Annotated in this window: 20 protein-coding genes; 11 read left to right on the top strand and 9 right to left on the bottom strand. The window is 40.1% G+C overall.

The window, feature by feature from the left end; all coding sequences use genetic code 11:
• Positions 1-1185: a BT_3928 family protein gene (locus tag B3139_RS15025; protein WP_293884421.1), complete on the bottom strand. Its 1185-nt coding sequence runs from the start codon at positions 1183-1185 to the stop codon at positions 1-3.
• Positions 1186-1192: 7 nt separating this feature from the next.
• Positions 1193-1735 carry a DUF1599 domain-containing protein gene (locus tag B3139_RS15020; protein ID WP_293884420.1) on the bottom strand — a complete coding sequence of 181 codons (543 nt, stop codon included), beginning with the start codon at positions 1733-1735 and terminating at the stop codon, positions 1193-1195.
• Positions 1736-2023: 288 nt separating this feature from the next.
• Between B3139_RS15020 and B3139_RS15015 the strand changes: the two genes are divergently transcribed.
• The 4 genes from B3139_RS15015 (at position 2024) to cysM (ending at position 4992) form a co-directional block, all read left to right on the top strand.
• Positions 2024-2821, top strand: a complete 798-nt coding sequence (locus tag B3139_RS15015; protein ID WP_209576767.1) for a HipA family kinase — start codon at positions 2024-2026, stop codon at positions 2819-2821.
• Positions 2799-3182 carry a DUF3037 domain-containing protein gene (locus B3139_RS15010; RefSeq protein WP_293884419.1) on the top strand — a complete coding sequence of 128 codons (384 nt, stop codon included), beginning with the start codon at positions 2799-2801 and terminating at the stop codon, positions 3180-3182. Before B3139_RS15015 ends, B3139_RS15010 begins: the two co-directional genes overlap by 23 nt.
• A gap of 122 nt (positions 3183-3304) precedes the next feature.
• On the top strand, positions 3305-4114 hold the full coding sequence (locus B3139_RS15005) for a serine O-acetyltransferase (protein WP_293884418.1): 810 nt from the start codon (positions 3305-3307) through the stop codon (positions 4112-4114).
• A 5-nt stretch (positions 4115-4119) separates the two neighbouring features.
• Positions 4120-4992 carry a cysteine synthase CysM gene (cysM, locus tag B3139_RS15000; RefSeq protein ID WP_209576762.1) on the top strand — a complete coding sequence of 291 codons (873 nt, stop codon included), beginning with the start codon at positions 4120-4122 and terminating at the stop codon, positions 4990-4992.
• Between the two features lie 55 nt (positions 4993-5047).
• On the opposite strand, the gene B3139_RS14995 is transcribed toward cysM, so the two are convergent.
• The 4 genes from B3139_RS14995 to B3139_RS14980 form a co-directional block, all read right to left on the bottom strand.
• Complete coding sequence (locus B3139_RS14995; RefSeq protein ID WP_293884417.1) at positions 5048-5425, bottom strand: bleomycin resistance protein; 378 nt, start codon at positions 5423-5425, stop codon at positions 5048-5050.
• 60 nt (positions 5426-5485) lie between these two features.
• Positions 5486-5944, bottom strand: coding sequence for a GNAT family N-acetyltransferase (locus tag B3139_RS14990; RefSeq protein ID WP_293884416.1), 459 nt, complete (start codon positions 5942-5944; stop codon positions 5486-5488).
• 40 nt (positions 5945-5984) lie between these two features.
• Positions 5985-6443, bottom strand: coding sequence for a MaoC family dehydratase (locus B3139_RS14985; RefSeq protein ID WP_293884415.1), 459 nt, complete (start codon positions 6441-6443; stop codon positions 5985-5987).
• A 168-nt stretch (positions 6444-6611) separates the two neighbouring features.
• Positions 6612-7043, bottom strand: coding sequence for an SRPBCC domain-containing protein (locus tag B3139_RS14980; protein ID WP_293884414.1), 432 nt, complete (start codon positions 7041-7043; stop codon positions 6612-6614).
• 198 nt (positions 7044-7241) lie between these two features.
• Between B3139_RS14980 and B3139_RS14975 the strand changes: the two genes are divergently transcribed.
• The 4 genes from B3139_RS14975 (at position 7242) to B3139_RS14960 (ending at position 12172) form a co-directional block, all read left to right on the top strand.
• Positions 7242-8048 (top strand): alpha/beta hydrolase, encoded by an 807-nt coding sequence (locus B3139_RS14975; RefSeq protein WP_293884413.1) that lies wholly within the window; start codon positions 7242-7244, stop codon positions 8046-8048.
• A 147-nt stretch (positions 8049-8195) separates the two neighbouring features.
• A complete protein-coding gene (locus B3139_RS14970) occupies positions 8196-8606 on the top strand; it encodes a hypothetical protein (protein WP_293884412.1) in 411 nt (136 codons plus the stop codon).
• A 163-nt stretch (positions 8607-8769) separates the two neighbouring features.
• Positions 8770-9666: a DUF3347 domain-containing protein gene (locus B3139_RS14965; RefSeq protein ID WP_293884411.1), complete on the top strand. Its 897-nt coding sequence runs from the start codon at positions 8770-8772 to the stop codon at positions 9664-9666.
• Between the two features lie 229 nt (positions 9667-9895).
• Positions 9896-12172, top strand: a complete 2277-nt coding sequence (locus tag B3139_RS14960) for a multicopper oxidase family protein (protein WP_293884410.1) — start codon at positions 9896-9898, stop codon at positions 12170-12172.
• A 142-nt stretch (positions 12173-12314) separates the two neighbouring features.
• On the opposite strand, the gene B3139_RS14955 is transcribed toward B3139_RS14960, so the two are convergent.
• Together B3139_RS14955 and B3139_RS14950 are read right to left on the bottom strand one after the other, a co-directional pair.
• Positions 12315-13313, bottom strand: coding sequence for a beta-ketoacyl-ACP synthase III (locus tag B3139_RS14955; protein ID WP_293884409.1), 999 nt, complete (start codon positions 13311-13313; stop codon positions 12315-12317).
• Between the two features lie 303 nt (positions 13314-13616).
• Positions 13617-15050, bottom strand: a complete 1434-nt coding sequence (locus B3139_RS14950; RefSeq protein ID WP_293884408.1) for a PLP-dependent aminotransferase family protein — start codon at positions 15048-15050, stop codon at positions 13617-13619.
• A gap of 219 nt (positions 15051-15269) precedes the next feature.
• Between B3139_RS14950 and B3139_RS14945 the strand changes: the two genes are divergently transcribed.
• Both B3139_RS14945 and B3139_RS14940 read left to right on the top strand, forming a co-directional pair.
• On the top strand, positions 15270-16412 hold the full coding sequence (locus B3139_RS14945; RefSeq protein WP_293884407.1) for an aspartate aminotransferase family protein: 1143 nt from the start codon (positions 15270-15272) through the stop codon (positions 16410-16412).
• A 131-nt stretch (positions 16413-16543) separates the two neighbouring features.
• Positions 16544-16957: an NUDIX hydrolase gene (locus tag B3139_RS14940; RefSeq protein WP_293884406.1), complete on the top strand. Its 414-nt coding sequence runs from the start codon at positions 16544-16546 to the stop codon at positions 16955-16957.
• A 15-nt stretch (positions 16958-16972) separates the two neighbouring features.
• Here the strand turns inward: B3139_RS14940 and B3139_RS14935 are convergent, their stop codons facing one another.
• Positions 16973-17506: a hypothetical protein gene (locus tag B3139_RS14935; RefSeq protein WP_293884405.1), complete on the bottom strand. Its 534-nt coding sequence runs from the start codon at positions 17504-17506 to the stop codon at positions 16973-16975.
• Positions 17507-17757: 251 nt separating this feature from the next.
• On the opposite strand from B3139_RS14935, the gene B3139_RS14930 reads away from it, so the two are divergent.
• Positions 17758-19104, top strand: coding sequence for a sensor histidine kinase (locus tag B3139_RS14930; protein ID WP_293884404.1), 1347 nt, complete (start codon positions 17758-17760; stop codon positions 19102-19104).
• The last annotated feature ends 336 nt before the right edge of the window (positions 19105-19440 follow it).

Raw genomic sequence — 19440 nt, 5'->3', positions numbered from 1 at the left:
TTATTTGTCTTTACTTAGAAATTCATCTTCAATGGATTTGGCATCCGGAAAATTATTATAATGCCATTTTCCGATCACGTTTCCTCCTTTTAAGAGTAGTACGCCTGGATTTGCTCTGACCATACTTTTCAAAGGAACTAGATCGGCGTAGAATATCTCCGCGATTAATTGCATTTTATCACTCAGATATTGAGCGTCTTTCGATGCTGACGCGGTTAATAGGACGACACGGAGTCCGTTATAATCCTTTGTTAACTGGATAGCGGATTGATTGATCTTTTGGATGGCATCAATATTGGCCGTCGAAAGATCTTTTGCAACGATAATAAGATTGTAATAAGGGTTTGCAATGATTTCTTGTGTGTGATCAGCTCCGTCTGCATCAGTGATCAAAAGATCTGGAATAGGAATATCATAACCCTTTTTGACTAATTTACTCTCAGGTTCACCTATAATTTCCCATGATTCATCTTCCCATAGTTTATCAGCCATATAAGTTTTGTCGTTGACCTTTTTAGTTTCGCCTGTCTTTTTATTTTTCATGGTATAGATTTGCTCAAACAGATCCCCTTGTTTGCCTTCTGGCAATACCATTAACGAAGGTAAATTGTTGCCAACCTTATAGGGTAAAAAGTCAATAAATGGGAGGTAGTTTACAGTATAAATACCGATACCTAAGGAGATAACCGCTGTAATCATTGTAACAACAAATTGATTGCCTGATCCTTTGATAATCGATCGCAACTGTTTTCGGTTAAAAAATATTACTAGAATCAACGCCAGCAGCACGATGTCTTTGGAAAATGATTGCCAAGGTGTGAGGGGGATTGCATCGCCAAAGCATCCACAGGAGGTTACAACCTCGAAAAAAGCCGAATAGAAGGTCAAAAAGGTGAAAAATAGGATCAGCAGGAGTAGGCCCCAAGCAACTGTATTGCCATATAGCCCCAATAATAATAGTGCTCCTAATAGAATTTCAAAACCACAGATCACAACAGCGATTGCGGTAGCATACTCATTAAAGGCTGTGAGATGAAACACCTCAAAGTATTCTTGGAGCTTATAGCCAAACCCGGTCGGGTCATTGGCTTTTATAAAGCCTGAGAATATGAAAAGAAGTCCGGTAAAAATTCGGCAAAACCCTAATAAATAATTCGTTTTGGTACGCTGCTGTGTCAATGTCATAATCCGGTTATTGTTGTGCTATTCCTAATTTAATCAATGCAAAAACTGCGTAATTGAGCATATCCTGATAATTAGCAGGAATACCCTCAGAAACAAGTGTTTGCCCGTCATTATCTTCGATTTGTTTAACTCGGTGTATTTTCATTAAGATCAGATCTGTCATGGAAGATACACGCATATCGCGCCAAGCTTCACCGTAATCATGATTTTTAGCGAGCATAAGATCTCTGGTTTCAGTCACCTTTTCGGTATATTTTTGATTCACAAAGTCTGTATCCAAATTTTCTTCGCCATCTTCTCCCAAATCAATCTGAATCATGGCCATGACACAATAATTTATGATACCAATATATTCGTCAGCGATTCCCTCGCCTACTTTGGAAACTTTTTTGATTTCTAGTGTGCGTATACGCTGTGCTTTGATATAAATCTGATCTGTAATGGAAGATAGGCGCATAATTCGCCAAGCTGTTCCATAATCTTTTGTTTTTTTTATAAATAAATCCTGACAATGCTTGATCACATTGTTATATTCCTGAATGGTATCCATATCGTTGATTGAAGAAACTTGATGAGACAAGTTGTGATTACATTACAAATATAATTAGAAAATAATACTTCCGACGGTCAAATGAATGTACAATTTATGCTTTATTAATAAAATATAGATAATAATTTTGGATATTACCACAATATAAAGTTCGCAGGGTAAAGCACTAGGCAATGCTCAAATACATGGTGTAGATTTCTTGCTTTCTGTTTGCTAAAATGTTTAATTGGGATAGTTTTAAAAGAGTGGATTAGTTTACCAACTTTAGCTAATAAAAAAAATAAATTCATGGATTTTCAACAACCTGTTATTAGGAAAGTAAAGATCATTCGATATGTACAGCCATTTCGGGAGGGAGGGTCTTTACCGGCACTGGTCGATGCTGATGATGGCTTCAGTTATGTCATAAAATTTAGGGGAGCAGGGCAAGGGCGGAAGGCCCTCATCGCCGAATTGATTGGCGGAGAGCTGGCAAGACTGTTAAAATTGCGCGTGCCCGAAATTGTGTTTGCCGATTTGGACGAGTCCTTTGGTCGGACAGAGCCTGATGAAGAAATTCAGGATCTACTTAAATTCAGTGTGGGCAAAAACCTAGGTCTACATTTTCTGAGCGGAGCCATCACATTCGATGCAAATGTTGACGTTATTGCGGCGGAAGAAGCATCCAAGATTGTTTGGCTAGATTCACTCTTAATGAATGTGGACCGAACTGTTCGGAACACAAATATGCTGATATGGCACAAAGAACTTTGGTTAATAGATCATGGAGCTGCTTTATATTTCCATCACAGCTGGGATAACTGGGAGGAACAGTCGTTAAAGCCATTTGTTCAGATTAAAGATCACGTACTGTTAAAAAATGCCAGTAGGGTGGGGGAGATAGATGCGGAATATCGTTCACTTTTTACGGAGACGGTATTTCGTGACATATTAGCCGTGGTACCGGATGAGTGGTTGGAAGATTCCGAACGTGAACTTTCGGCGGCGGATGCGCGAGAAGTATATGTTTCTTTCTTGAAACGCCGTGTAGCCAATTCATCCATTTTTGTAAAGCAAATTGAAGATGCCAGAAAAGACCTTATATGAGTACGCTGTGGTACGTTTGATACCACGGGTGGAACGCGAGGAATTTATTAACGTGGGTGTAGCTCTGTATTGTCGCAAGTACCGTTATGCGAAAATGATTTATTTTGTCAATGAACAGAAAGCGCGGTCGCTTTGTCCGGATATTGAATTGGAAATGATTGAAAATCACCTGTCTTCTTTCCAGCGAATCTGTCATGGAGAAAGAGATGCTGGCAAACTTGCTGAGCTGGATATCACCGAACGTTTTCGTTGGTTGACAGCGAAGCGGAGTACCTTGATCCAATGTTCGGCCTCACATCCCGGTTTGTGTGAAGATCCAGAAGTAACATTGAGAGCGTTGTTTGAGCGTTTGGTTCTTTAGGCCAAACGATTTATTCCATCAGCGAGCGGATTTAAAGTGATGGTCAAAGCCGTTAAGTTTTTTAGTATAAGGCTTAATCTATCAATATTGTATAGTATATTTGTTTCAATAAATTAGTGAAGATGCATGATTTTTATCAACATATCTATGAGCAGCAATTGGCTGTTTTAGAAATGCCTTCTAATAAGAAGATCTGTGGATGGGCTATCCGAATTTTGGATGTGCTCTTTCCGGAACGAAATTCAGGCGATATGAAATCTGTCGATGATGTGAAGCTCGCTTTTGAGCAATTTGAATTGGAACTGGAGCAGCTTTTGAGCAAATCCAAAGCTTGTCAAAGCTGCAATCATTCGGACGTAGCGCGTAAATTCTTTGAACGGATTCCACAACTTTATGAATTGATGTGCTGGGATGCTGATGCATTGATGGACGGGGATCCTGCGGCGCAGAACAAGAGAGAGGTCGTACGTACTTATCCTGGTTTTTTTGCGATCTGTATTTTCCGGATGGCCAATGAACTACATCGTTTGGGTGTTCCTTTGATACCACGTATATTGACGGAGCATGCTCATTCCAAAACTGGAATAGATATACATCCTGGAGCAACGATAGGGCATCATTTGCATATTGATCACGGAACCGGACTGGTTGTTGGTGAAACTTGTACTATTGGTAATTATGTAAAGCTTTATCAGGGGGTAACTTTAGGCGCACTGAGTGTGGATAAGGTTTTTTCCAATGTAAAGCGGCATCCGACTATAGGTGATCATGTGATTATCTATTCCGGTGCTACCATTCTTGGCGGCGAAACACAGATCGGGCATCATTCGGTGATTGGCGGTAATGTGTGGTTGACAAGTTCTGTAGAGCCGTATACCACGGTATATCATCAAGCTACATCAAAGTTTATAGATTCGAAACCAATAAATTAAATACCATGGGAAATATCATAGATACGATTGGAAATACGCCATTAGTCGAGATTACGCAATTCCATACCAACCCGAAGGTGAAGATTTTTGCGAAAATGGAGGGTAATAATCCAGCTGGTTCAGTTAAAGATCGTGCAGCGCTCAATATGATCCGTTCAGCGATGGAACGTGGCGATATTACAAAAGATAGCAAATTGATTGAGGCAACGAGTGGTAACACAGGAATCGCATTGGCTATGATTGCAGGTATATATGGGCTGAGCCTAGAACTTGTGATGCCCGCTTCTTCCACCCGCGAGCGAACGCTTACGATGGAGGCGTATGGAGCGAAAGTTACCCTGTTGGAATCGATGGAAATATGCCGTGATTATGCGGAAGAAAAGGCTGAAAAAGAGGGCTATTATATATTGAATCAATTTGCGAATCCAGATAATTACCAAGCACATATCAAGACCACAGGTCCTGAAATCTGGCGTGACACAGATGGCAAGATTACACATTTTGTAAGCGCCATGGGCACCACAGGAACAATCATGGGTAACTCCATCTACCTGAAAGAAAAAAATGCAGCCATTCAGATTGTAGGTTGCCAGCCCACTCCTGAATCATCCATACCAGGTATACGGCGTTGGCCCGAGGCCTATTTACCTAAGATTTTTGATCCGCGCAGAGTAGATCGCGTTCTCGATATATCCCAACAGGAGGCCACTGAACTTGCCCGGGAGCTTGTTAAGCGCGAAGGTGTTTTTGCGGGGATGAGTACGGGGGGAGCTTTAGCCGGAGCACTCAAAATTGCGAATGAAATTGAAGCGGGCGTTATTGTATTTATTGCCTGCGACCGCGGTGACCGTTACTTGAGTTCGGATCTTTTTGGCTAAAAAATAATATAAAAAATGCCCGGCCCACTAGGAGATTATGCTAATTAACACAATCTTAGTGGGCTTTTTGGAATTCAGCGTCATGCCCAAAGGTTATGAGGTTGCTGTCGGGGTCCAAAATTGAAAACTCACGCTGACCCCAAGGCTTGGTATCAAGTTTTCCATTGGGGTGTATAGCTACGTTGTTTTCCTGAAAAGATTGATACAAGCGGTCAATATCGTCTGTACGGACGTACACCATACCATAATTTTCTTTGGGTAAAAGTTCTCTAAATTCAAAAAAATGGATTTCAATATGATCTTTTTTTAGCATGAGATAGCCCTCGTAATCGACGTTCCCGATCAATGAAAAACCAAGTTTATGTACATAAAAATCCTTTGTAATGGATTTATTGCGCATCGGTAGTTTGGGGTGAATGGCAGTCAATTTCATCTGTTTATATAAATAAAGTTCCGTTGAATCAATTCTGTTAGTTGCCTCTTTCAAAGGTAGTTATTTATTGTACCTCAACATAATCATATCTTTCAATAACTGGCCATTTTCATATATAGACCGCTCATAATTTTTGATAAAAAAGTCTTTACGAATTCCGTATTTAACAAATCCATTTCGTTCATAGAAACGAATTTGTGCTAGTCCACAATCGGCGGTACCTACGATAAGGTTAGCATATTGCTGGTAATTGGCCTTAATAAAATCAAGCAATTGGCTTCCGAGTCCCATGCCTTGAAATGCTGGAGATACGGCAATGTTTTTAATTTCCAATGTTTCTGAATCGACCGGATATAAACAAAAAACAGCAATCGGCATTTTCACGTCATATACAACATACACTAGGGAGTCGTAAAGGTATTTATCGATTGCATGTACCGTTTCGTCTGCTAAAAGCAACAAATCATAAGGGTATTCCTTATGATTTGTAATATGCTTTATTTGATAGCGATTGTGCATTGATAGGAATTCGCTAATTTCTGTGAACCTAAAGCTGCGACTAATTGAAATGATATAAAAAGATGACGTCACCTACGTAAGCCGGTTTTGCACTATCTTTGATTTTCAATGTAGCTTCTATGGTTACTTTGATAACACCTCTTAAATTGACGACAGACTTTACCAGTGTATGTAGCTGCACCGCATTGTCAACCAAAACGGGCTGTGCAAAACGTAGGTTTTCGATCCCATAATTGATTTCCATTTTGACATTTCTTACTTCAGCTATTTGTTTCCATAAATAGGGAATGAGGGACAAAGTCAGATAGCCATGGGCGATAGTCGATTTAAAAGGGCTATCAGTTTTTGCTTTTTCACTATCTAAATGAATCCATTGATGGTCGAGTGTTGCATCCGCAAATTGATTAATTTGTTTTTGATCAATAACATGCCATTGGGATTCGCCTAATGATTTTCCTTCAAAGGCTTTGTACTCTTCATAATTGTTAATTATTGTCATATGTAATCTTTTTATCGCGTTTTGTTTTTGTCGGTCCCCCTTATGTATGGTGAAGGGAAGACGAATTTGTGGCTAAATATAACTATACTTTTAAGAATCCTAAAGATATCCTTTATTTAAAAGGTGATGGAGTGAAATAACAAGCTAAGCTGGTCCGTCACCAATTCATTATCCGTTTTGTGTAGTTGCATAAGTATTTTCAACGTAAGATCTGAAGTTTTCGAGTATGGCCTTCCATCCATTACGCTGCATATCAATCGAATTTTCAGATTCAGCATCGAAAATTATGGTGACTTCAATTACAGATTTTTTAGCATTGAAGTTGACTTCAACATGACGTCCATCAGGCATGACATAGGCTATTTTTTTAAAAGGCTCTAGTGCGGTATAGCTGCCTTCAAAATCAAACCCCATCGATCCATTTTTTGCTTCCATTCGATTTTTGAACTTTCCTCCAATGCGTAAGTCATTGATTGAACTTGTGCAGTGCCAATCATCTGAGGCATGGTTCCATTGCATGATATCTTCTGCCGAGTTATACGCGTTCCAGACCGTTTCTACGCGCACGTTGATAGCGGTTTCAATTTTTATCCGTTCCATATAATGTGACTCTGTTTTCTATTTTAATACATGTTTTTTACGTTAATAACAGGAAAATTTGTGTTTTGTTATATCTGTTTCCAGCTAATTATCAAGATATAATAAAAAGGCTAAAATTGAAACTTATTTTAGTGCAATTAAATGGTTTCTCTTAAAGTTTGTTACCTTTAAGGGATGTAAGACTTAAATACGATTCATATGTCCTTCAAATTCCTTATTATCTCTTTTTTCCTGTTTTCGCCAAGTTTGATTTTTGCGCAGCACTATAAAACGACTACCGATGTTGCGTATTGCAAACCTAACGAGCCGGATTCTTATAAGAAAGAACGTTGTAAATTGGATATTTATATCCCGACAGATCGTAAAAATTTTGCTACCATTGTTTGGTTTCATGGGGGTGGATTAGAAGAGGGGAATAAATTTATTCCACTTGAACTTAAAGAGAAAGGTGTGGCGGTTATAGCGGTCAATTATCGATTAAGTCCTAAAGCAAAAGCCCCTGAATATATTGAAGATGCTGCAGAAGCTGTTGCCTGGGCATTCTCAAACATTGCCAATTATGGTGGAGATCCTTCAAAAATTTATGTTTCGGGCCATTCGGCGGGTGGGTATTTGGCTTTAATGGTAGGCTTAGATAAGCATTATCTTCAAAAATTTGGTGTTGATGCAGATCGTATAAAAGGCCTGGCACCAATCAGTGGACAGACCAATACACATTATACAATAAAAAAGGAACGTGGACAATCGATGGTGATTCCTCAGATTGATCAGTTTGCACCACTTTCATTTGTACGCAAAGATGCGCCGCCCATCCTCCTGATCACCGGCGATCAGCAATTGGAAATGGCTGCACGATTCGAGGAAAATGCACATTTGGCAGCAATATTAAAGCAGGTTGGACATACAAAAACCTCACTCTATCAGCTGCAGGGCTTTGACCATGGTGGTGTATATGCGCCTGCCTGTCTGCTGATGCTTAACTGGATTAGGCAAATTGAAAAGTAGTTTTATGTATTTAAATAGCGTGTCAAAATAGGCCTTATTGAAATATCATAAACAAAAAATAAAATAGTACAATTGTTCATTCAAAAATTCTACCGACATTTACTTCAGAAGTAACGTATGTAGTTACTTCGCAAATTTCAATCCGTTATGTGGATAAAACGCGGTATCGTATTTATAATCTGTATTATGGGGCTTTTTTTTGCTCCAAATAGGTTATTTGCCTGCCATGCGCCGTCCGAAAAAAACAGTCAGGAAGAAAAATCATGTTGTCTTGATGAAACGCAAAAGACAAGAGACACAGCAACCGTCGATTGTTGTAAAGATAATGGAGCTGAGTCGGCGGCTTCAGACGATCGGGTAGATGACTGCAGTAAGCGCTGTGGAGAAAAGTCTTGCCGTTTCTCCTTTCAATATAGTTTTATTGTGTCAGTAATCGAAGCTCCGCAGATTTTACCGGCGTATGCCGATGCTTCAAGCTCCTATGCACGCTATAAGCAACCTTTTTGTACAGATATATATATATCCATTTGGCAGCCTCCTCAGCTCGCTCAACAATAGACTGATATCCCATGTTATGTCTTTTTGGATAGGTTTTCTGTCCGAGCCCGATTTATTTAGCTTATGAAAATCCCTTTGGATCTATCGGATTCAATGCATACATCTATTGATTGCTGTACCGTAATTTTCATCAGTATTCATTTATATACAACATATCATAATCATGAGATTAATTTCATTACTTGGTTTGGTAATCTCGGTATTACTATCCACTCAATATACATATGGACAAATAAAAAATGCAAAGACAGCCACAGTAAAGATCTTCGGAAACACTACGGCTGTTAAAAAGATAATTGAAAAAGTTGGCAGCGATGGACACACTGCGATCGTTGACTGGGATCCGACATCCAAACTAGCATCTATTACTTATGATCCTTCAAAAACAAGTGCTGATGAAGTTCTTAAGCGTATAGCATTGGCAGGCTTCGACAATGAAAAGTTCCTGGCTCCAGATGATGTCTATGCGCAATTGGCTAAAGCTGAGCAATATGAACGCGTGCTAAAACCAGCATTAAAAAATCGAGCTGAACAGCAGGTCGATCATAATAAGCACAATCAGGGCGGCCTAACAGCAAATAATGCTTCCCATGTTCACCCTTCGAAGATAACAGAACCTGAAAAAGAGAAGACAGCGTTTGGCCAGTTGGTAAACCATTATTTGGGGCTAAAAGATGCTTTGGTGAAGACCGACGCACAGGGAGCTGCAGTCAAAGCCACCGCGTTGAAGGAAGCGATCAAAGCAGTCGATATGAATAAGCTTACGGCTGCCGAACATACGGTTTGGATGAAGGTGATGAATAGCTTAGCAGCTGATGCATCGGGCATCGCCCAAAATAAAGATGTGGCTAAGCAACGCGTGACTTTTGCTTCTCTTTCAAACGCTTTTTATGAACTTCTCAAGGTGAGTAAATTGGATGGACCTATTTATTATCAGCATTGTCCCATGTATGATAATGGCAAGGGGGCGCATTGGCTCAGTAAAGAGAACGCGATAAAAAATCCTTTCTATGGGGCGCAAATGATCGGTTGTGGAAGCACCGTAGAAACGTTAAACTAATCGCCTCCCTATGGATTATTTTCATATTGGTTGGCTTTTAGAATGGCAACTGTACGTGGTGTAGGACTTCGCAGTGATACAAAAGTCTGGATAAACTATTTAATATTGATTTTGTTGATAAGTTTGTCAGTTACACCACTGATCACGGGGCATCCGGGTGTGAGGTTGGTCTATCAGTATGGGGTAGGACCTATGGGTAACAGAATACTAATTAAGTAAATGAATTAAGATGAGTAAAAAGAGTAATATATTAACCGTTGTTTTACTATTGATGGCGCAACTGACTGTGCTGGCCCAGAAAGTGGTTCGTCACGACCTTTATGTACGGGATACAACCGTCAATTATGCCGGCAAATCAAAACGGGCAATCGCTGTAAATGGACAGATTCCGATGCCTACCTTGACTTTTACAGAAGGAGATACGGCAGAGATTGTTGTTCACAATGAGTTAAAAGAGAGTACTTCGCTACACTGGCATGGTATTTTTTTGCCGAACAAAGAAGACGGTGTACCGCATTTGACGCAGGAACCGATAAAACCAAATTCAACTTACACCTATCGTTTTCCGATAATCCAGCATGGTACACATTGGTATCACTCGCATTCAGGCCTGCAGGAACAGATCGGTATGTATGGTAGCCTGATTCTCAACAAGCGTGCTGATGATAAGACTTTCCGAAAAGGAATTGATGATTTACCCACGATTCCCGTCATATTGAGTGAATGGACAAATTACAATCCAGATAATATACAGCGGATGCTACATACAGCAAACGATTGGGCTGCGATAAAAAAAGGTTCAACACAATCGTACGTTGAAGCTATTAAAGCAGGAAAGTTTAAGACGAAAGTCACGAATGAATGGAAACGTCAGCTTGCGATGGATGTCAGTGACGTTTATTATGATAAGGTCTTGATGAACGGGGCTCATTCCACGGATTTGAATTCGGTGAATGGTAAAGCATTGAAAGCAGGAGATAAAGTGCGTTTACGAATTTCCAATGGTGGTGCTTCGTCTTATTTTTGGCTGCGCTACGCAGGTGGTAAAATTACCGTTGTTGCAAATGATGGGAATGATGTGGTACCAGTGGAGGTCGATCGATTAATGATCGCAGTATCGGAGACTTATGATGTCGTTGTAACAATCCCAAATGAAGCTACAGCTTATGAATTTATGGCAACCACGGAAGATCGCTCACAATCTACAAGCTATTTTATCGGTAATGGTATCAAACAGTTGATCTCCCCACTTCCCCGCCTTAAATATTTTGAAGGAATGAAGATGATGAACGACATGATGAAGATGAATGGCGATCTCAATGATATGGGCATGAAGATGAGTCTGAATCAGATGGATATGAATGTGGTGATGTATCCCGAAATTACAGGCGATGGAAAGAAAAAAGAAGATCACAATAAACATAGCGGTATGGATCATGGACAAATGAACATGGACGAAGATCCCAATCGTTATAATGCCAATGCATTAGGTAATATTGTCACGCTGAACTATGCGATGCTAGAGTCTCCTCAGGCGACTGAATTCCAGAAAGAAGCCCCCATACGAGATCTCAAATTTACGCTTACCGGAAATATGAGCCGTTATGTATGGAGCATGGACAACAAAATTCTCTCTGAGACGGATAAGATACCTGTAAAAAAGGGTGAGGTATTGCGCATTACCCTCTATAACAATTCAATGATGCGTCATCCCATACATCTGCATGGCTTTGACTTTCGCCTGCTGAATGGAAAAGGAGCTAATGCGCCGCTGAAAAATGTGGTTGATGTTATGCCTATGGAAACCGATACGATCGAATTTTTAGCGAATGAAGAGGGGGACTGGTTTTTTCATTGCCACATTTTGTACCATATGATGGCTGGTATGAATCGAGTTTTCGCTGTTGGGGATTACCAAAACCCCTACCTTCCGAACAAAACCAAAGCCTATAAAGAACTGCAAATGGAAAGTAATATGACGCATTTCATGGCGCAAAATGATTTTGCGACAAATGGAAATGATGGGCAGGCAATGTTTCAGAATGCACGTTGGCAGCTTGGTTCGGAATGGCGATTGGGCTATAATGATATGCACGGTTATGAGGTGGAAACCCATTTAGGCCGATTCTTCGGGAAGATGCAATGGTTTATGCCTTTTGTAGGCTTTGATTATCGTTACCGCCGTATGGGGGAGGATGAACATGAAACAAATATTTTCGGACAGGCAAATAAAAAAGATAGCCGCAAAGCGCTAAGTTTAGGTTTTATGTATACTTTGCCCATGCTGGTTAACGTTCAGGCAGAGGTTTATCACGATGGCATTATACGACTGCAACTGATGCGTGAAGATATTCCGATCTCCAGAAGGATCCGTGGTGATTTTATGGTCAATTCAGATCGTGAATATATGATGGGGCTAAACTATGTCATCACCAAAAATATGGCCTTTAGAACGCATTATGATAGTGATATGGGGTTTGGTGTAGGCTTGTCATTAAATTATTAAGGGGGTAGATCAGCATAGGCGAAATCGCTAGTATGGAAAAAGAACAGCTGATTTTTAAAAGAGAAAATAAAAAATGCCAGAAATCAGAAATCTCTGGCATTTAATCATAGTGTGAATTTTATGACGACAAAAGTTTTAATGCTTAAATCATCCATTTAAATAGGCTGGCTCCCCAAGAGAAACCGGCGCCAAAGGCGGTTAACATGACTAAGTCACCTGTATTTAATTTTTTAATATTTTGCCAAATACATAATGGAATTGTGGCAGCAATCGTATTTCCTAGGTATTCTATATTACTTAGAGCTCTGCCTTCTGGTATATTAAGGCTACGTCCAACAGCATCGATGATCCGCTGATTGGCCTGATGTGGAATTAACCAGCTGATATCTTCAATCTGTAGGTTGTTGCGTTGCAACACCGTAGTACACGCATCGCTCATAGACTGTACAGCATGTCTGAATACAGTTTTACCATCTTGTTTCAGAAATCTGTTGTCATTTACAGGAAGATTACTGTCGATGGGATACAAAGAACCACCAGCCTCTATTTTTAAAAATTCTTTTCCCGCGCCGTTACTGCAAAGATAAGCGTCCATAATACCCCCTTCTAATGAAGGCTCCAGCCAGATAACGCCAGCACCATCCCCAAAAAGAATATTGGTTGATCGGTCTTTTAAATCTACATATGTACTGATATTATCGGCTCCTACAACAAGTACGTTTTTGTAACGTCCTGTCTCCACCAAAGCAGCAGCCATATCCAGGGCATATAGAAATCCAGAGCAAGCTGCGTTGACATCAAAAGCCCAGACATGAGAAAGCCCTAATTTTTCTAAAATAATATTGGCTGTTGCCGGCATCGGCATATCGGGTGTAGAAGTCGCTACAATGAGCGCATCTACATCTTTCAGGTTTTTATGATATTGTTCCGCCAGATTCTGTATCGCTTTTACAGCCATATCTGATGTGGCAAGATTCTCTTCTAAAATTCTTCGTTCCTTAATACCTGTACGTTTGATAATCCATTCATCGGATGTATCGCAAAACTGTTCTAAATCTGTATTTGATCTCTTATTCGGTGGAATATATCCGCCAATACCGGTTATTGCGGCATATGGCCTGCTGGGTATTCTCTCCGTCATAAATTAATGTACTCCATTCTCTCTTATTGTATCGCTATCCAATTGGAATAGCTCTGTGCGTTTTTGCACTGTAAAACTACGGTTAATTTGTGCGATTGATAAGTGAAAAAAATGATTTTTGACAAAATAATTACCTTTTAGCAACACTTTTAACTGTTTTTTACGTATTGCCTATACTAATCTTCTAAACGGTTTTAATGAGGCGAAATTAAATATTGAATGTGTTTGTGTTTTCAGAATTTTAATCTAATGACGTTCGTCCAAATTGGAAAATGGTCTAGCCAAACGACTAATTGAAATTGATTAGGATTGAAGCTTTGACTGTTCCAACACTTCGGCCAGAATCGTAATTCCTTCTTTAATCAGTTCCTCCGATAAAGAGCCATAGCCGAGTCGTATTCCACCAAATGTACGTTCTTTAGTGTAATTTTCGGGATGCGGTATATGTACTGATTTTTCCTTTAGTTTTTGGAATAACAACGCCCAGTTGATTTGGTGTTTAAGGGATAGCCATATGGCCAATCCTCCTTTAGGGGATGTATACTCCACATGATCCGGTAGAAATTTATCCAATTGGGCGACCATAAAATCACGTTTCTTTTTGTACAGCTGTGTTGCCTTTCGGATATGTCTACGGATGGTTCCATCCTGAATGAGCTCGAGCACTGCTTGCTCCATGATGTTGTCTCCCTGAATATCGATGATGGATCGGAGTTCGGTAATTTGCTGGAGCAGATATTCGTTTCTCGTTGCAAGATAACCGATACGGAGTGCTGGCGCAACCACTTTGCTCAACGTGCCGATGTAAACATTATTGATCAGTTCAGGCTGTGAGGCGAGCGGGTAATAGGGGGCTTGTTCAAAATGAAATTCGTAATCGTAATCATCTTCGATGATTACAAAGTTATATTTGTTGGATAGCTCAACTAATTGAGCACGGCGTTCTTTGCTTAATGTGACGGTGGTTGGATATTGTCTATGTGGGGTAAGGTATAAAGCCTTGATGGGATTCTTTTTCAATAGATGTGGTAGCAGCTCCTCAACCTTAAGCCCATTTTCATCTACTGGGATAGGAATTAATTTTGCACCAGCTTTTTCAAAGATCTTCCAGGCCGAATGATATCCTGGAGATTCCACAAAAATATAGTCATTGTGCTGTAACAAGCATTGGGCAACAAGATACATGGCCATTTGGCTACCCCGACTGATACAGATATGATCTTCATTGATGCGCATGTTACGCTCGATGTTAAGCATGTTTGCGATTTCCTGCCGAAAATCAATATGGCCCCTCGGATCGGCATAACCCATCATTTTCCAGCGTGCACTGCGTTTAAATAGTTGACGATAAGCTCTTCCAAGCTGCTCTACCAGCGCAATTTTACTGTCTGGATTACCGTCATCGAAGATGATGCGCTGGGGAGCCTGATGATCTGACCATGCTATCTTTTGTTCCGTATATAGGTTGGAGCCATAAGGTAATTGTGCTGCAACAAATATACCTCTACGCGGTTGACTAAGTAACCAACCTTCGCTGACTAGCAACTGTATGGCCTCAATTACTGTATTCCGGTTCACTTTTAGCTGCGCTGCAAGTGATCGACTGCTCGGTAAGGCCGTTCCTCTCGGCAGCCTGCCTGATTGTATGGCTGCGGCAACATTATCTGCTATTTGGATGTAAATTGCTTTTGCAGAAGATCTGTCAATGTCTATTGTTAAATTCCAAGGTCTAAGCATGGGGCTTTCATATCGGGTAATTATCCAAAGATACGATTGTTCAGCAGGATTAAAATATGCTGGATGTCGCGCGCGAGATCAGCGCTAAGCTATTGTTTTTAAGATGAGTTATTTGCTTTGTTGTCCGCGTCGGCTGGACTAGTAGTAAATAACCTTTTTGGACTAGTACTTAAAGTATATTTAAGCTGATTTTTGAGTTTTATTAATACGAATTGATTCATGAAACCATTTCCAGTTTTTGAGAAAGTTGATATTGCAATCGAACGCGCTTTAGGTTGCTTTGTGTATGATGACCAGCAGCAGTCCTATTTGGATCTATATGGCGGGCATGCAGTTATTTCTGTTGGGCATAGTCATCCCCATGTTATCGCACAGGTTTTACAACAGATCAATAAGATTGGATTTTATTCAAATGCGGTTAAGAATGACTTGCAGGACCGTTTTGCTCAACGCCTAGGCTTAGCTTGTGGTTATCCGACCTATGCTGTCTTTTTTAGTAATTCTGGTGCTGAGGCAAACGAAAATGCACTGAAGTTGGCTTCATTCCATACGGGGAGGAGGAAAGTCTTAGCAATGTCCAATGCGTTCCATGGGAGGACCTCAGCGGCAGTTTCGGCAACGGATATTCGATCTATCCGTGCGCCATTAAATGAAAGTGAACAGTTTGTTTTCACGCCCTTCAATGATATCTCCCGTTTGAAAAAACAATTGGAAACAGAAGAATACTGCGCTGTAATTATTGAACCTATTCAAGGTGTTGGAGGAATCCATCAGGCAAGTCCTGATTTCTTGCAAGCAGTGAGATCAATTTGTACAGCAACGGGTACGTTGCTTATTTTGGATGAAATTCAATGTGGATATGGACGTACAGGGCTTTTCTTTGCACATCAGCATGCTGGGATAGAAGCCGATCTGATTACTGTTGCCAAAGGAATTGCAAATGGACTTCCCATGGGAGCCACGATTATTTCTCCAAAGATAAAGCCTGTGATGGGACAATTAGGGACTACTTTTGGTGGCAGTCAGGTGGTGTGCGCGGCGGCTTTAGCAGTATTGGATGTTATCCATAACGAACAATTGATCGACAATGCGGCTGCTGTAGGTGAATTTTTGTTAACAGAATTGAGGACAATAGATGGCGTGAGTGAGGTGAGAGGCCGAGGCCTGATGATTGGCGTAGAATTTGAAAACGACATTAAACGACTACGGGAAGAACTGCTGTTTTCTGAAAAGGTTTTTACGGGGTATGCCGGACGCTATACGCTCCGTTTGTTACCACCGTTGTGTTTCACCCGGAATGACGCAGAGACTTTTCTGAAGAGTCTGCGGAAGCTCGTGCACAAAGATAGATCATCCTACTAACGGTGCATTGATTGATTTTTCAAGAATTTTAGGGGGGAATCCTTAAAATTGACTGTCGTGTTTTGATAAATGTCGTAAAAGAATTAATTTCAATTTATCTTTTCGATCAGTACTAGCTTATATTTAAATTCATGAAAACAAAAAAAACTTTGCCTACAGCGGGTTTAGTGAGCATTAAAGAGGGTAAATTACTATTGGCATATAGCAACAATAGAAAGGCGTGGTATCTGCCAGGCGGCAAAATTGATGCTGGAGAGGAAGCTTTGCAGTCTCTCCGTCGGGAGATTTTGGAGGAGCTAAATATTAATCTGGATCCGGATAAAATCTCCTATTATTGCCATATAACAGCTTCGGCATACGGGCTTGCACCGGAGGTTATCATGGAACAGGACTGTTTTCTATATCCATTAACAGAGCCGATAGAACCCAGTAATGAGATTGGGGCCGTTCGTTATTTTTCACACCAGGAATACCTGGAGGAATCTGTCCAGGTTATTGGTGTTTTGCATGTGTTTGACAAGCTAAAGGCTGATGGATTGATTTAAAATAGCCATTCGTGTTTATATCCCATAACCTTCATTGAGACAGCTGATCCCTTTTGTATCTTTTAAACGGACAATTTTCTGGTTTTGGGTATCTATCCGCCATGCTGTGATGATGGTGTTGAAATATTCTTTGTCTTCATCAACATGACTAATGGCTATAATTTCTGTATTTGGTTTATCACCTTGTTTGCAGTTACATAAGCTAAGTTGTTGGTCGGGTTTAAGTTTTTGAATATTGATGGTGTCCAAAATCATGTATTTTACTTTACCTTTACCTGCTTTTTCATCGGGTAGCACTTCCTCTAGAATACAGATGCCATTTTTTGCATTTGTAAAATAGCCGGCAGCAAAGCGGTGGTCTCCCTGCGGATGCTCGCCAGTTTCGACGATTGCACCAGTTGAATACTTGTAGGATTTTAATTCGGCAATCTCATTGATCTCTCTGAATACCCTGCCATATAAAGGATTTCGCTGATCATTCGGACTGTTGAAACTGTACCAACAGCAGATCGATAGCACTGCCAATGAAATGATTAGTGTATGTCTCATGGTGTCAAATCATTAATTACGCTATTAAGATAATAATTCTCTTTGTTATTTTAATGCATGTTTTAATTAAAACCCTATTTTGGTCGACTAAATTTACAAAAAGTAATTAGCGTTTTTTTTTAATTCTTTGCGGCCTGTATTTTGAAAGAGCAGTGGGAATCGATCGGCATTAATGGATACATGGCTTTGTTAAAGTCTTTCTTGTGAGGTAGTTTGCATACGCTTTAAAATTTTTCATGTATTTTTGTGCCGTGAAATTTCGATTAAAAAATGGCGAGCAGAAAAATAGTATTATCCTGATTGTCTGTTTGTTGTTGCTGCTGCTGGTAGGGGGAGGACTGCTCGGTATTATCCATCATAAAGTTGATCGTCTTAAGAAAAGAATATTGATTGATTTTGCTGATGAGAATATGTTGCTTGTCAAGAAACAACTAGAATTGTTGCAGCAAGATCTGTACCTTTCTGAGAAAAAGATATTGGAACAACCCGTTTTCGATCCAAAAGAAAGTGGGGATTCCTTATTGGTCATTATCCCTGTAGGTCAGGTTGAAGATGTGGGCAACAGGATGCTAACATTGTTACGTACCCGGACAATACATCATCGGCTGTATCATATTTACATGGATATTGAACGGCTGAATGCTTATTTTTCAAAACTCAACTTTGGAAGGCGCGCTTACTTTGAGATCTATGACGACCGCGGTATCTGTGTGTATTCTCCAGATAATAGGAGGTGGGGACGAAGAAATACTGCAGCATTTTCAAAACAAGGTCAAATTGTCCAGTCTGATTTTCTTCAGCTGGACGTAATGGTCAATTCTTATCCTTCTAACATTCTTTTTGTTGGTGGTGAAATTAAGGTGTATGTTCTGTTGTTGAGCATCGAAGAGGAAATCCAGGAATTGTTGACTTATAGTATCTTGCTCGGTGTGGGGCTGATGCTGGTCGCTATGGCATTAATCTACTTCAATGTTGTGGAGCGGCGTAAAATTCAACAATTGAAATTGCTGGCCTTGGAACAGGAAAATGAATATACGCAGATGCGTCTTGTGCAATTGAGACAACAGATCAATCCACATTTTTTATTCAATACATTTGGTTCACTTCAGTACTTAATCGGAAAAGACGATGAACTGGCCAAGTCTTTTATTGGCAAGATGACTAAAGTATATCGGAAGATGCTGCGTACAGACGAGGCGGAATGGTCTACGCTACGAGAGGAACTGGAATTGGGTAAAGCTTATTTCTTCTTGCAGCAGGTGCGTTTTGGGGCGGCATTAAATGATATGGACATTCAAATTTCAAATGAATTATTGGAAAAAAAGATTCCCCGTTTGGGTTTGCAAATGCTTATTGAGAATGCGATAAAGCATACTCGTATTTCTAAAGAGAATCCGCTTACTATTCGGTTAATCTACATTCCGGAAAGCAACTTGCTGGAGATTAGCAACAACTGGCAGCCTCGGCAGGGGGCAGAGCCGGAAGGAGAGGGGTACGGTCTCAATTATTTATCATCGATCTATACTTATTATACAATGTCTGGTTTTCAGTTCGGAATAGAGGGGGGTCAATTTATTGTACGATTACCACTCGCATAATACCTTATATGCGTAATGAAATTGAAGGTGTCTAACGTGTTCATGTTTTTATCGTGCGTGTTCATACCGCTAAACTACGTGTTCGTCCCTTTATGTATTATTCTCTACAATATTTTTAACAAATTTGGATCTTAATCCAGTGGTTTTAGTTTGTGATCAGCCTAATCTTATCCGATAAAATGTCAAGGCCTTTATAGCGTGCAATTTAGGATTGACTTCATGGAATAGATGCAATTACTTTCTGCTATAACTTATCCTCAGCTGATACAAGCTTTGGTTAAACAATGGATATTCGGTTGATATTACATTCACCAGTGAAAAACAAATAGCGTGCCA

The organism is Sphingobacterium sp. UBA1498, from assembly GCF_002325125.1.
Lineage (GTDB): Bacteria > Bacteroidota > Bacteroidia > Sphingobacteriales > Sphingobacteriaceae > Sphingobacterium.
The sequence above is the reverse complement of the archived record's forward strand: the minus strand, read 5'-3'. Positions and strand labels throughout refer to the sequence as shown.

Coding starts and splice junctions, on each gene's coding strand:
- B3139_RS15025 (WP_293884421.1), bottom strand. CDS start 1,185: ATGACATTGACACAGCAGCGTACCAAAACGAATTATTTATTAGGGTTT.
- B3139_RS15020 (WP_293884420.1), bottom strand. CDS start 1,735: ATGGATACCATTCAGGAATATAACAATGTGATCAAGCATTGTCAGGAT.
- B3139_RS15015 (WP_209576767.1), top strand. CDS start 2,024: ATGGATTTTCAACAACCTGTTATTAGGAAAGTAAAGATCATTCGATAT.
- B3139_RS15010 (WP_293884419.1), top strand. CDS start 2,799: ATGCCAGAAAAGACCTTATATGAGTACGCTGTGGTACGTTTGATACCA.
- B3139_RS15005 (WP_293884418.1), top strand. CDS start 3,305: ATGCATGATTTTTATCAACATATCTATGAGCAGCAATTGGCTGTTTTA.
- cysM (WP_209576762.1), top strand. CDS start 4,120: ATGGGAAATATCATAGATACGATTGGAAATACGCCATTAGTCGAGATT.
- B3139_RS14995 (WP_293884417.1), bottom strand. CDS start 5,425: ATGAAATTGACTGCCATTCACCCCAAACTACCGATGCGCAATAAATCC.
- B3139_RS14990 (WP_293884416.1), bottom strand. CDS start 5,944: ATGCACAATCGCTATCAAATAAAGCATATTACAAATCATAAGGAATAC.
- B3139_RS14985 (WP_293884415.1), bottom strand. CDS start 6,443: ATGACAATAATTAACAATTATGAAGAGTACAAAGCCTTTGAAGGAAAA.
- B3139_RS14980 (WP_293884414.1), bottom strand. CDS start 7,043: ATGGAACGGATAAAAATTGAAACCGCTATCAACGTGCGCGTAGAAACG.
- B3139_RS14975 (WP_293884413.1), top strand. CDS start 7,242: ATGTCCTTCAAATTCCTTATTATCTCTTTTTTCCTGTTTTCGCCAAGT.
- B3139_RS14970 (WP_293884412.1), top strand. CDS start 8,196: ATGTGGATAAAACGCGGTATCGTATTTATAATCTGTATTATGGGGCTT.
- B3139_RS14965 (WP_293884411.1), top strand. CDS start 8,770: ATGAGATTAATTTCATTACTTGGTTTGGTAATCTCGGTATTACTATCC.
- B3139_RS14960 (WP_293884410.1), top strand. CDS start 9,896: ATGAGTAAAAAGAGTAATATATTAACCGTTGTTTTACTATTGATGGCG.
- B3139_RS14955 (WP_293884409.1), bottom strand. CDS start 13,313: ATGACGGAGAGAATACCCAGCAGGCCATATGCCGCAATAACCGGTATT.
- B3139_RS14950 (WP_293884408.1), bottom strand. CDS start 15,050: ATGCTTAGACCTTGGAATTTAACAATAGACATTGACAGATCTTCTGCA.
- B3139_RS14945 (WP_293884407.1), top strand. CDS start 15,270: ATGAAACCATTTCCAGTTTTTGAGAAAGTTGATATTGCAATCGAACGC.
- B3139_RS14940 (WP_293884406.1), top strand. CDS start 16,544: ATGAAAACAAAAAAAACTTTGCCTACAGCGGGTTTAGTGAGCATTAAA.
- B3139_RS14935 (WP_293884405.1), bottom strand. CDS start 17,506: ATGAGACATACACTAATCATTTCATTGGCAGTGCTATCGATCTGCTGT.